Genomic DNA, 12,161 nt, shown 5'->3' on the forward strand with positions numbered 1-12,161 from the left:
ACCTGCAGGAAAAATTTAATTATTCTGTACCATTAAGTTAGAAGCAACCAATTCCACTGCTTTCTAAATATGGTTTTTTCCTGATATTTATTGTTTGATAACAGTCTGACTTTTATCGTTTAATCTCAGAAAAGGATACTCCATCCGCAGGTAAAAGAACGCGACAATTGGCCCCAGCTAAACGGCCATAATTAGAGTCCCAACTGCAACGCTTAAAATCGAAACTAATTCTCCCACCAATACACTCCTGCACAATCCTTAACAAAAATGCATCCTTCTTTTCCAAGAAAGATGCATTCCACAACCTTAGTATTTCCTCCATCTAACAACATCCTTCGCCAACAACTGATGTCTGGCCCATCCATGCGCATGAGTAATCATTTTCTCAATCATACCTGTTGTACGGGCCAGCACCCTCAAAATCACTCCGCCCTCCAGCAAAGAGGACAATCCGAAACGAACGTCTTCCTGAATATCCTCCATGACTTCATATAAACCATCCAAAAAACCTTTATCCGCTTGATCATGAAGGATGAGGAAGGTCCCAACATGGGTATACCCCTCCATTTGCATAATCCCGTTCAACTGATCATCCGGCTCAAGCAGCAAATGATCAAATAAAACGAGCTTGTCATTTTTATAGACTTTTAATTTCGAACGGATCCAGTCATAGCGAAACAAGCTCCCATCCTCTGCCCATCCAGGTGTGATTATATCGCTATAAAAAAAAACAGCTTCCTCCTCCATCCGAACATTGGTTTCTTGAATAAAACGCGCACCCTCATAAGCGATTAATGAATCCGGCAAATATTCAAGCACACTTCCCTTGCCCACTTTCAAATTTGTTTGCTGAACAACAGGGTTTTTCGGCGTTTTATATACTTTTGTAGCGGATTGCGTAGTGACTGCCAATTCCGCTCCCGCCTCAACTGAAAGGTCAGTCAAATAGGTATCGCCGTCGACATAGCCGCCCCCAACATGAATCAGATAAACGGTTGGCACATCCTCCTCCAGGTAAACCGGGCGAGTGAATTTCAATGCCCCTTCATAATAACAGCTGGATACAATACTTTTGGACTGCCTTCTGACCGCAGAAAGCTCCAATACGCCGGTATAGCTCATGCCTCCAATCCCATAAATAGAGCTTGTTTTTTAATCCAATCGATCACTTGATCAAGGCCTGTTCCATCTTTTAAATTTGTAAAAATAAAAGGCTTGTCCCCTCTCGCATCGATCGTGTCCCGCTCCATGATTTCCAGACTTGCCCCAACGTAAGGCGCCAAATCAATTTTGTTGATGATGAATAAGTCTGACTTAATCATCCCTTGTCCGCCTTTGCGCGGAATTTTTTCTCCTTGGGCCACATCAATAATATAAATGGAGAAATCAACAAGCTCTGGACTGAATGTTGCCGCTAAATTATCGCCACCGCTTTCGACAAAGATCAATTCAACATCAGGGTGTCTTTCTTTCAATTCATCGATGGCCGCAAAATTCATCGAGGCATCCTCACGAATCGCCGTATGCGGACAACCGCCAGTTTCCACCCCGATTACCCGATCCTGTGGCAGCACTCCGTTTTTCATGAGAAATAACGCATCTTCCTTTGTATAGATGTCATTCGTGACAACGGCCATGCTCAGTTCTTCGTGCATCGCCCGCGTTAATTTTTCCACAAGCATCGTTTTTCCTGCGCCAACAGGTCCTCCAATTCCAATACGTACTGGTTCCATTCTCAACATCCCTCTTTTTCTAAAAAATTTAAGACATAAACAAGCGTACATGTAATCGTTCATGACGCATTTGGGCAATTTCCAATCCAGGGCTGACCGCCCCAAGATCATCCTTAGACAACAACAAAATCTTCCGAACGGCTTTCTTTAAAAGCCGCTGGATGTTGACCAACAGCTTTTGACCATCGGTCTGGCCGAGGGGAATGCCGCGGACTGCGTTTTGAATCAATGAAGAAACAGCTCCATATAAATACGCGCCAGTGGCAGTTTCTTTTCCCACTTGTAAGTGGCAGGCAACGATCGAAAAAACCAAGGCAGAATGTCCATAGGCCTGCTTTTCTTTGATTTTATCGAGATAATCATCGAGAATCGGTGATGGATAAAGACCGGCACATAGTTTTGCCATTCGTTCACCAATTCGGCGATTTCCGATCCTCGTTTCTTCCGCAAGGCACGCAGCAAATAATAATTGATCCAGCTCGAAAAGATCCGCCATCCTGTTTTGCTCGACCGCTTCAAAAGCAAGCCGGCACACCAGTCCCTCGACAAAAACAAGCTGTTTTTCGATATATACGATGATCGCTTCAGAAAAGCTTTTCGTATCCGTAATGACTTGTTCCTGAATGTAGGTTTCCAATCCGAACGAATGCGAAAAGGCTCCGGATGGAAAGTTGGAATCACACAACTGAAGAAGCGGAAACAATTCTTTAATCATGGCGGTGTCCAATATGGCGAAACGCATGTTTTACCTTTCGATTTTCCCGCTTAAAAGGAATTTCTAATTGCTGGAGAAGCTCTTCGACCAAATAATCATACTGAACAAGCATTTCATTTCCTTCAAATTGGGCCGGGAGATGACGGTTCCCCAGCTGGTGGGCAATTTCCCCCATCTGCTTGATCGACGTTGGCTGGATCACCAACAAGTCATCATCTTTAACGGAGATTACGACCATATTTCGTTCATCTATATATAAGACATCACCGTCGATTAAGTCACGATTGTCTTTTAAGCGAATCCCAATCTCCTTGCCATGGTCGGTGACAACACGCTGAATCCGTTTAACCAAGTCATCGCTGTTCAAGTACACCCGTTCTGTATGCGGTGCTTTTTTTTCTATTGTCGCAACATTTCCAATTACTTTTTCAATAATCATTTTTTTCTCTCCTTAAAAAAGAAATAGAGTAGGGCGTTACAGGAATGAATTTCGCCAAACTTGGTGAATATTTTGCGAAAAAAGAATTTATTTCGCCAAACACAAAAAATAGAACGCTTCAACCAAGTAAGGATCGTTGTACCTTACCGGGTTTCGGCAACTCAAACACCTCAAAACAAGAAATAGAGCTGTGCCATTGGAACTACTTCCGCAGGCTCACAGGTTATTAATTCACCATTTACTTTCACTTCGTATGTTTGCGGATCCACTTCGATTTCAGGTGTTTCCCCATTAAAAACCATCGATTTTTTCGTTAACTGGCGGATCCCTGACACAGGTTTGACGATTTTCTTTAGCCTAAGTGTTTCATGGACCCCTTTTTTAAATGCAGCTTGGGAGACAAATGTCATCGACGTTTGATATTTGGCACTTCCAAATGATGCAAACATTGGACGATAGATAACCGGCTGCGGCGTTGGAATGCTGGCATTTGGATCTCCCATCAGACTGTGTGCAATCATGCCGCCTTTTATAATCAACTCTGGTTTCACACCGAAAAACGCCGGATCCCAGACAACCAAATCCGCGAGCTTTCCTGTTTCAATCGAACCGACATAATCGGCAATACCATGTGTCAAAGCAGGGTTGATCGTATATTTGGCAATATACCGCTTGACCCGGAAGTTATCGCCAACGCCTTGATCCTCCGCCAGTTTTCCGCGCTGTTTTTTCATCTTATCCGCCGTTTGCCACGTACGGGTAATCACTTCTCCCACCCGTCCCATAGCCTGCGAATCAGAGGAAATCATACTGAATACACCGATATCGTGTAGGATGTCTTCTGCGGCAATTGTTTCTTTGCGAATCCGCGAATCAGCAAATGCAATATCCTCCGGAACCTCCGGATCAAGATGATGGCAAACCATCAACATATCTAAATGCTCTTCCAGTGTATTAATCGTATAAGGCCTTGTTGGGTTGGTCGATGACGGCAAGATATTAGGGAAGCTGGCAGCCTTAATAATATCCGGTGCATGTCCTCCCCCGGCGCCTTCCGTATGATACGTATGGATCACGCGTCCATCAATGGCAGCCAATGTATCCTCAACAAATCCACCCTCGTTTAGGGTATCGGTATGAATGGCGACCTGCACATCATATTGGTCAGCCGCTTTTAGACTCGTATCAATAGCTGCAGCCGTTGTTCCCCAGTCTTCATGAAGCTTTAAGCCGATTGCTCCCGCTTCAATTTGTTCCTTTAACGGGGCTTCATCCGAAGCATTTCCTTTTCCTAAAAAACCGAGATTCATTGGGAATTCTTCTGCTGCCTGGAGCATCCGGTGGATATTCCACGGGCCTGGGGTACAGGTGGTTGCGTTCGTGCCTGTAGCCGGCCCTGTCCCCCCGCCAATCATCGTGGTCACGCCAGAGGAAAGCGCCGTTTCAATTTGCTGCGGACAAATAAAGTGGATATGGGCATCAATGCCCCCGGCGGTTACGATTTTTCCTTCTGCGGCAATCACTTCAGTTGACGCACCAATGACGATATCCACCTTGTCCATCAGCAGTGGATTCCCAGCCTTGCCAATCGCCGTAATCTTCCCACCTTTCACACCGATGTCTGCTTTATAAATCCCGGTATAATCAACAATCATCGCATTGGTTAACACAAGGTCCACACTTTCCGCACTTGTCACATGCGGGTGCTGCCCCATTCCATCACGAATCACCTTGCCTCCGCCAAACTTCACTTCATCCCCGTAGGTGGTGTAATCTTTTTCTATTTCAATAAACAGATCAGTATCTGCTAAACGGACAGCATCTCCAACCGTTGGACCGAACATATCTGCATATTGTTTTCGCTGCATGTGAAAGCTCACTTACTTCTCCTCCTTTTTGACGGAACCGTTTGTTAATTGATTTAAACCGTACACCTTCTGTTCCCCCGAAAAAGGAACGAGCTCTACTTCCTTTTCATCGCCAGGCTCAAACCTTACGGCCGTTCCCGCCGGAATATTCAAATGCCTGCCGAATGCCCGGCCTCGGTCAAATTGCAATGCTGTATTGACTTCAAAAAAATGAAAATGGGAACCGATTTGGATCGGGCGGTCGCCCCGGTTTAACACACGAATAACTAGCGGCTGCTTATTTTCATTACACAAAATTGGCTCTTTTTTTAATCGATACTCCCCAGGAATCATTGCTTTCCCTCCTAAAAGGTTTTGGTTTGGGTTTGTAAAATCGGGTTATCGAATTGGGTTATGTACAGTGACCAGTTTTGTACCATCCGGGAATGTCGCCTCGACCTGAATGTCCGGAATCATTTCCGGCACGCCTTCCATCACATCTTCTCTTGTCAGAATGGTGGTGCCGTATTGCATAAGCCGTGCCACCGTTTGTCCATCCCGCGCCCCTTCGAGAACTTCATAGGTAATGATGGCGATGGCTTCAGGATAGTTAAGTTTTAAGCCTCTTTTTTGTCGGCGGCGCGCCAGGTCAGCAGCCACCACAACCATAAGCTTTTCCATTTCACGTGAGGTCAGTTTCATCTTTTTCACCCTTCCTTTTTTCCTGTAATCGGAGAATTCCTTTCATAACGTTGAAAAAATACATATTGGACTCGGGATTCTGCACGTTTACCAGCCGATTCTACATTTGCTCCTCGTGATTCAACATGAATACCAAAGCAGCCAAGACCTGCTGCTTTGGTGACCAATCATTCTATTCCCCTTTATCGCTTGTATTCCTTATACAGCTCAATCAATGGCCGAATGGTGATAAAAAGCGCAGCAAACACCAGCCAGCCAAATGCTAGACAAACCCAGCCCGTGAAAAAGGAAAGACTATAGATATACCCTGTCGAAAACATAATTCCCGGCCAAATGACGACAAGTATTAAACTTAACCCCAATGCCCAACGAGTGTACAGCTTCGTCTGTTTTTTTAACTCCAGATCGTTCATCCCAAATTCTCCTTTCTATCCATGCTATGACTTTCATCAAAACTCTTAAACTTGTCTTTTAACGACTCAAAATGAAATTCCTCAGTAGAGATGAGTGCATGCCCAATGGAAATCACTCCACTGATGACAAACACTGCCAGATTACCAAACAGCATCGGGTTGAGCCCGCCCAACGATTCAACGTTCACATGCCCTGCTGTTACATAAGCAGAAATAAGCCAAACTGTCACGCCGCCAATCATCCCCAACAATGCACCGTAAAAGGCTCCTGCACTTGTGGCTCGTTTCCAAACGAGTCCAAGTGTGACCGGTATAACGGCTGCACTAACAAAAATCCCCATTGCCATATAAACAAAGCCAAGACTGATTCCTAAATAGAATAGTAGGATCGAAAAGATTCCCATCGATAATCCAAACCCTAATGTAACCAAACGGGAAACACGCAATAGTTTCTTACTGCCGGCATGTGGGTTGATCGAATGACGATAAATATCCGTAACGATAATATTCGTAACAGCTGTCAGTTCCGCAGACCCCGCAGACGTAACTGCCATAAACAGCATGGTCAAAAACAGAACAGATCCAACCGACCCAAGGATGTGTGAGGCCATAATCGGTGCAATAGAATCAGGAGAAGAAACTGAAATTCCAAGGCCGGCCGCACTAACACCCAAAATCGTAGCTACCGCAAATGGAATCGAAAACCAGGAGATCCCTCCATATATGTACGCTTTCGAAGCGGCTTTATCCGTACTGGCAATAGCCCGCTGCCAATAGGCTTGATCGACAAAAACGGTTCCGAAATTCCCAACAATATTAATAATCCCAAACAACAGCCCTGGAATAGATGCCATCGTCAGCATTTGCTTGGATTCCGGCAAGGCACGCAGCCCCTCATAAATATTGGAGATGCCAAATTTATTATAGACCGCAACCCCAAAGATCAATAGAACAACAAATAAGATCACCGTGTGCAAATAGTCGGCAATAAATGAAGCTTTTAGTCCGCCAATCATCGTATAAATCGTGAATGTAACAGGTATTAAAAAGGCTGCTACATATAAATTCATTCCTGTTAACTGATTTAACGTGATCGCGCCGCCGAGAATGATCATCGAGGTGACGATAATATTCGTCATCAGCGCAAATACGAGCATTAAGCGGTGATTTTTTTTATCAAAACGCTGTGAAATAAACTCTAAAAACGTATGAGCGTTTGGTGCTTTTCTTTTTAAATGAACAGCAAGGATCGCAAATAATAAGATTTGGATCGTAGCACCAGCCGCATACCAAAATGGCCCGCTGATTCCATATTGATAACCGGTCGAGGATGACATCATAATCGTGGCAGCCCATGTCCAAGCCGCTACGATCGAAGCGCTGGCCAAACCAACCCCTACACTTCTTCCGGCAGTGTTATATTGTTCCGCCGTCATTTCTTTTCCTTTGCGTTTGGAATCCATGCGGTGAATAACCGCCGTAACCCCCGTAAACAAAACTCCGAAAATAAGTAAAATAAGATACCCTACACTTGGTGTTAACATGCTACCCCTCCACTTTTTAATATTACAGTTATGTTACAGATATTTCTAAGATGTTTCATTAACACAGTGTTATTGTCAGAAAATTCTAGAACAGTTTTAAATATAGACATAATTTCTCTTTCTATCTACAACCACGTTAGATTTTCTAACATGTTTTTTGCATAATTTCTTCCAAATCAATTGCATTTTTTCCTGAACCTTCTTTATAATCAAAAAATAAGTGGTCATATTGTTCACTTTATGTACAAGGGTGTTCTATTTGTAAAATGAACAATATGTAACATGAAAGGGAGTGGTTGGATGGATAAAAGCATTAGAGTGGGGATTCTATTTTCTTTATCCGGAACAATGGAAATCTCTGAAAGAGGACAATATCAGGCCGCCCTCCTAGCCATTGAAGAAGTGAATCGAAACGGCGGGGTAAACGGGAGGAAAATCAGGCCCTTTGTTGCGGATACAGCTTCCAATCCTTATATCGCAGCAAGAGAAGCGGAACGATTGATCGTCGAACATAAAGTAACCGCGATCATCGGCTTATACACTTCCGCTTCTCGGAAGGAAGTCATTCCGATTATAGAAAAATATCATTCTGTTCTTTTTTATCCAAATGGATATGAAGGCGAAGAACAACATCCCAATATCATCTATTGCGGGCCGCTGCCAACACAAAATCTGATTCACTTTATTCCATGGATGGCGGACCACATCGGCAAGAACTTTTACCTAATTGGATCTGATTATATTTATCCCCACGAAACCAACGCCCATATCCGCTCACTGGTAAAGGTTTATCAAGGAAAGGTTTTAGGCGAGGACTACACCCCGTTGGGCAAGCAGAAATTTGAAGAAAATGTGAAAAAAATTCAGGATCTGGATCCGGACATTTTTTTTTCAACTCTCGTTGGTAGCAGTGCTGTAGCTTTTTATAAGCAATATTATGAAGCCGGGATCAAAAAACCGATTGCAAGTTTAATTACTGCAGAAACGGAAGTAGCTGCGCTTGATCCTAAGTACACCGTTGGCCACTATGCCTGCTTTCCCTACTTTGATTCAATTGAAACATCGGAAAACCAGTTATTTTTAAAAAGTTTCAAAGATTTATATGATACCGATATTGTAAGTTCAGTTATGGAAAACGCCTATAACAGCGTTTATCTATTGGTCGAGGCATTAAGAAAATGTGGGAATATCGATACGGCCTCGATTTTAAAGAATGTAAGAGGTGTTCAGTTTCGTGCCCCTCAAGGCCAAATCACGGTAGATAAAGACAACCAGCATCTTTGGCTGAATTCGAGGATCGGACAAGTAAACAAGGATGGAAAATTTGATATTTTGTGGAGATCGGATCGCCTCATTCAACCGATTCCGTTTGCCAGATACATTTTTTTCGATCAAAAAAATAAGGATAAATCGCTGGATCAGCTCGATGAGCAGTTACAAGTTAAGCGGAAGCACTATCAGCCGCTCATCAACGAATTGAAAAAAGCGACACAGGATGCAACCGATCCTATTGTTTTTTTTGATAACGATGGCCAATTAATTTCCATTCTAAACGGTCAATCCCTATTAGAAAAAAATTCATTATTCTTTCCGATCGGAACATCTGCCTGGCAAATGCCGATGCTGCGAAACTCAGGGATTGTTCATGCTCTCACTACAAACATCCCCTCTTTTACTATAAAGGAAGAACATATGGACAAACATTTAAATAAATGGACCACCATTGGGATCCCGATAAAAAATAAAAACGAGCGTTTAATCGGCTGCTTAGGCATCTTCGTCAGCCGTAAAAATCAAGCTTCTATTCATCTTTTCGTGTCCTTCCTGTCGAAAATCGCTTCCGGTTGTGTTGAATTGCTCGAAAGATCGGATCAGTATCTTTCCACTTATGAATGGTTAAATTATTTTTCAAACGTAATCAATGAGCCGTTATGGATCTTCCGTAAGAATGACATTGTGTTTGAAAACCATTCCGCCAAGCAGCTGCGGATCGAGCACCAGGATTTTTTGCTCGAGTTTATCAAAAAAACCGTTAGCAGCATAACCTTAGACAAAGCCCGGAAAGTGGTGCAGCAAAACAGTTCAAATGAATTTTTTGAAATCAACATCACAAAGAAAGGGAATGACCATTTTGTCAGCGTCAAACCTTCGGTAAATCCCTCGATTTTAAAACGAGCTGACTCAAACCTGATTGGAAAGAGCAAAGGGTTTTTGAAGAGCTTGTTTTTTGCCAATATTGCTGCAAAAACGGATACGAATGTCTTGCTGATTGGAGAAAATGGAACCGGGAAGGAGACGTTTGCCAGGGTCATACACAATAAAAGCAGCCGCAAGGGACAACCGTTTATCATCTTTAACTGTGCTGCTCTACCTTCCCACCTCATCCAGATGGAATTGTTCGGATAGTATGTAATTATTTAATTAAGAATTCTCTAGTATCATATGGCATTTCCTATCAGATAATAGTTAAAGCACTCGTCTAGGCCCGTTAGTTCAACAAAACAAAAACCGCCGTAGCACCCCTTTTATTGCACAGCACTCCTACAAATGATCAAACCTGTAACGAAATGCAAAAGGGTGCCCCAAAGTAACTTTAGGGCACCCTCTCAAATGTTGATTCACAAAGTTATTGCTCAATTTGTTCAATGGTACTATCCTTAAACAAATACATCTAATAGTAGAGTTAAAGCAAATGCTACAAAGGAAAGAATTGTCTCCATAACTGTCCATGTTTTGAATGTTTCTTTTACAGTCAATCCTAGGTATTCTTTTACTAACCAGAAACCGGCATCATTCACATGTGAAAACATTAATGAACCTGCTCCAGTTGCAATAACTAGTAATTCTAAATTAACACCAGACATGTGGGCCACTACTGGAGAAACAATACCAGCTGCGGTGGTTAACGCAACGGTTGCTGAACCAGTAGCAATTCTGATTAAGCCTGCTACTAGGAAGGCAAGGACAATGGGTGATAATGACATTTGCTCTGACATTGTCGCAATTGCGTTGCCTACACCGCTTTCAATTAGAATTTGCTTGAACCCTCCGCCTGCACCAATAATGAGAATAATCGAAGCTAGTGGCAATAAACATTCTTCTGTTAATTTTTTGATTAAAGTTTTGTCCATTCCCTGGCGGTAGCCTAAGAAAAAATAGGCTGCAAAACAAGAGATTAATAGGGCAATAACCGGGCTTCCAATAAGTATTAAGAATTTACCAATAACATCAGGTAGAGATAGATATGGAGCTATTACAGTTAACAACATTAGTAAAACAGGTAGTAAAATAATGAAAAATGAAACCCCGGTGCTTGGTAATCCACTTGACTTTGTAACCACGCGGATTAATTCTGGTTCACCAACAGGTATCACCCTTTTATGAACCCATTTTGAAAATATAGGTCCAGCAATAATAGCTGTTGGTAAAGCGATGATTAATGAATAAAGAAGGACATGTCCTAGGTTTGCATTATAAATGCCGATTGCCGTCATTGCTCCTGGATGAGGTGGAACTAATCCATGTACAATTGATAATCCTGCGAGCACTGGAATACCAATTAATAAGATATTTTGTTTAGTAGACTTACGAATAGAAATAACTAGAGGCAACAAGATTACTAGACCAACTTCAAAAAATACGGGAATCCCAATAATAAATCCGGAAAGGAGCATCGCCCATGGCAGTTTATTCACACCGAATTTTTTAATAAAGAAATCAGCCACTTGCATCCCTGCACCTGAGTCAGACATCATCTTACCTAATATCGTACCCAAAGCTAAAATCCCTACAAGATGTCCGAGGACAGCACCCACTCCGGTTTCATAGGCACCGACAATCTTGTCCATTGGTACTCCAGAAAAAACAGCTAGAAAAAGGCCGGCTACAGTTAAACTGATAAAGGCGTGCCATTTCCACCACGATACTCCTAAAATAACGATAACGATTGCTAAAACGGTAATTCCTATTAAATATAAACTCATTTTTCCCACCCTCTCCCTAGAATCCGCTTACATTTTATGCAAATAAATGGGATTATTGTTTGGAATCATTATAGGTCACAATATAGTTTTGTTTAGCTGTATTATAGTAACCTACGCTATACTCCAAAACATTTCCCTCTTCATCACTGGAACGACGAATTCTTTTTAACACCGTTGTGTCTTTTTCAATATTTAATCTTTCACTAACATAACTCGGTGCAATCGATACAGAGAACTCATCTCGAAATGATTCAAGCCTAATGTTATTTTCTTCTAGAAAACGGTACAAAGATCCAATATGAACATCTTTTACCTCTCTATCACTCATGTTCGAAAAAATATAATGAGTGAAATGAATATACGGCTCATTGTCCAAAAGATAGATTCGTTCTATTTGAATACAATTGTCACCAAACAAGGAATAGAGTTCAGAGTCCGGAGACAATTCCGCCTTCTTAATACTTAACACCTTTTTAGTTATTTGGTTACCTTCTTCTACTAATATTTCTGTAAACCGCTTTCCCTTTGAAAGCCTGGCAATCGAAACATTAGCAATAACTTTTGTTCCTTTACCGCTTTTCTTTTCAAGATATCCTTCTTGAACAAGTTCCTTAATGGCATTTCTAATTGTAATTTTACTCACATTAAATTCTTCTTCTAATTGAGGCTCAGAGGGAATGTTTGTATTAATCGCATAAACCCCATGTAAAATACGATCCTTTAATATTTCTTTTACTTGTAAATACAAGGGCCCTTTTTTTCGAATCACATTCATTCCGTATCTC

The 12,161-nt window shown here is 42.1% G+C and carries 14 protein-coding genes; 1 reads left to right on the plus strand and 13 read right to left on the minus strand.

The genetic code is table 11. The features are described 5' to 3' along the window. Window positions 1-112: 112 nt before the first annotated feature. From COD92_RS17685 to COD92_RS17730, 11 genes are all read right to left on the minus strand, one after another. Window positions 113-322: a hypothetical protein gene (locus COD92_RS17685; RefSeq protein ID WP_098528931.1), complete on the minus strand. Its 210-nt coding sequence runs from the start codon at window positions 320-322 to the stop codon at window positions 113-115. Beyond that, a complete protein-coding gene (locus tag COD92_RS17690) occupies window positions 307-1,122 on the minus strand; it encodes an urease accessory protein UreD (protein ID WP_098528930.1) in 816 nt (271 codons plus the stop codon). The genes COD92_RS17685 and COD92_RS17690 overlap by 16 nt, the downstream gene beginning before the upstream one ends. Then, window positions 1,119-1,733, minus strand: a complete 615-nt coding sequence (gene ureG, locus COD92_RS17695) for an urease accessory protein UreG (RefSeq protein WP_098528928.1) — start codon at window positions 1,731-1,733, stop codon at window positions 1,119-1,121. Before ureG ends, COD92_RS17690 begins: the two co-directional genes overlap by 4 nt. 28 nt (window positions 1,734-1,761) lie before the next feature. Continuing rightward, on the minus strand, window positions 1,762-2,448 hold the full coding sequence (locus tag COD92_RS17700; RefSeq protein WP_176541130.1) for an urease accessory protein UreF: 687 nt from the start codon (window positions 2,446-2,448) through the stop codon (window positions 1,762-1,764). Then, on the minus strand, window positions 2,441-2,887 hold the full coding sequence (gene ureE / locus COD92_RS17705) for an urease accessory protein UreE (RefSeq protein ID WP_098528926.1): 447 nt from the start codon (window positions 2,885-2,887) through the stop codon (window positions 2,441-2,443). Before ureE ends, COD92_RS17700 begins: the two co-directional genes overlap by 8 nt. 170 nt (window positions 2,888-3,057) lie before the next feature. After that, the gene (gene ureC / locus COD92_RS17710; RefSeq protein WP_098528925.1) at window positions 3,058-4,767 is read right to left on the minus strand and encodes an urease subunit alpha; all 1,710 of its coding nucleotides are present in this window, start codon (window positions 4,765-4,767) and stop codon (window positions 3,058-3,060) included. Next, window positions 4,768-5,088: an urease subunit beta gene (locus tag COD92_RS17715; RefSeq protein WP_098528923.1), complete on the minus strand. Its 321-nt coding sequence runs from the start codon at window positions 5,086-5,088 to the stop codon at window positions 4,768-4,770. A 45-nt stretch (window positions 5,089-5,133) separates the two neighbouring features. Next, window positions 5,134-5,436, minus strand: a complete 303-nt coding sequence (locus COD92_RS17720; RefSeq protein WP_098528921.1) for an urease subunit gamma — start codon at window positions 5,434-5,436, stop codon at window positions 5,134-5,136. 5 nt (window positions 5,437-5,441) lie between these two features. Beyond that, the gene (locus COD92_RS32085; RefSeq protein ID WP_176541125.1) at window positions 5,442-5,603 is read right to left on the minus strand and encodes a hypothetical protein; all 162 of its coding nucleotides are present in this window, start codon (window positions 5,601-5,603) and stop codon (window positions 5,442-5,444) included. 15 nt (window positions 5,604-5,618) lie between these two features. Next, window positions 5,619-5,849, minus strand: coding sequence for a hypothetical protein (locus tag COD92_RS17725; protein ID WP_098528919.1), 231 nt, complete (start codon window positions 5,847-5,849; stop codon window positions 5,619-5,621). Then, entirely contained in the window at window positions 5,846-7,393 is a 1,548-nt protein-coding gene (locus tag COD92_RS17730) for a sodium:solute symporter family protein (RefSeq protein WP_098528917.1), read from the minus strand. Before COD92_RS17730 ends, COD92_RS17725 begins: the two co-directional genes overlap by 4 nt. 300 nt (window positions 7,394-7,693) lie before the next feature. Between COD92_RS17730 and COD92_RS33180 the strand changes: the two genes are divergently transcribed. Beyond that, window positions 7,694-9,799 carry a transporter substrate-binding protein gene (locus COD92_RS33180; RefSeq protein ID WP_176550453.1) on the plus strand — a complete coding sequence of 702 codons (2,106 nt, stop codon included), beginning with the start codon at window positions 7,694-7,696 and terminating at the stop codon, window positions 9,797-9,799. A 251-nt stretch (window positions 9,800-10,050) separates the two neighbouring features. Here COD92_RS33180 and COD92_RS17740 read toward each other — a convergent pair whose 3' ends face one another. Continuing rightward, window positions 10,051-11,376, minus strand: coding sequence for a GntT/GntP/DsdX family permease (locus COD92_RS17740; RefSeq protein WP_098528914.1), 1,326 nt, complete (start codon window positions 11,374-11,376; stop codon window positions 10,051-10,053). Between the two features lie 52 nt (window positions 11,377-11,428). Then, the gene (locus COD92_RS17745; RefSeq protein ID WP_098528912.1) at window positions 11,429-12,151 is read right to left on the minus strand and encodes a GntR family transcriptional regulator; all 723 of its coding nucleotides are present in this window, start codon (window positions 12,149-12,151) and stop codon (window positions 11,429-11,431) included. Window positions 12,152-12,161 lie beyond the last annotated feature (10 nt).

The organism is Bacillus sp. AFS037270 (assembly GCF_002585305.1).

Bases quoted from the DNA above. Each gene is read 5' to 3' on its own strand.
- COD92_RS17730 (WP_098528917.1), bottom strand. From the start codon at position 7,393: ATGTTAACACCAAGTGTAGGGTATCTTATTTTACTTATTTTCGGAGTT.
- COD92_RS17725 (WP_098528919.1), bottom strand. From the start codon at position 5,849: ATGAACGATCTGGAGTTAAAAAAACAGACGAAGCTGTACACTCGTTGG.
- COD92_RS17745 (WP_098528912.1), bottom strand. From the start codon at position 12,151: ATGAATGTGATTCGAAAAAAAGGGCCCTTGTATTTACAAGTAAAAGAA.
- ureG (WP_098528928.1), bottom strand. From the start codon at position 1,733: ATGGAACCAGTACGTATTGGAATTGGAGGACCTGTTGGCGCAGGAAAA.
- COD92_RS17690 (WP_098528930.1), bottom strand. From the start codon at position 1,122: ATGAGCTATACCGGCGTATTGGAGCTTTCTGCGGTCAGAAGGCAGTCC.
- COD92_RS17715 (WP_098528923.1), bottom strand. From the start codon at position 5,088: ATGATTCCTGGGGAGTATCGATTAAAAAAAGAGCCAATTTTGTGTAAT.
- COD92_RS33180 (WP_176550453.1), top strand. From the start codon at position 7,694: ATGGATAAAAGCATTAGAGTGGGGATTCTATTTTCTTTATCCGGAACA.
- ureE (WP_098528926.1), bottom strand. From the start codon at position 2,887: ATGATTATTGAAAAAGTAATTGGAAATGTTGCGACAATAGAAAAAAAA.
- COD92_RS17685 (WP_098528931.1), bottom strand. From the start codon at position 322: ATGGAGGAAATACTAAGGTTGTGGAATGCATCTTTCTTGGAAAAGAAG.
- COD92_RS17740 (WP_098528914.1), bottom strand. From the start codon at position 11,376: ATGAGTTTATATTTAATAGGAATTACCGTTTTAGCAATCGTTATCGTT.
- COD92_RS17700 (WP_176541130.1), bottom strand. From the start codon at position 2,448: ATGATTAAAGAATTGTTTCCGCTTCTTCAGTTGTGTGATTCCAACTTT.
- COD92_RS17720 (WP_098528921.1), bottom strand. From the start codon at position 5,436: ATGAAACTGACCTCACGTGAAATGGAAAAGCTTATGGTTGTGGTGGCT.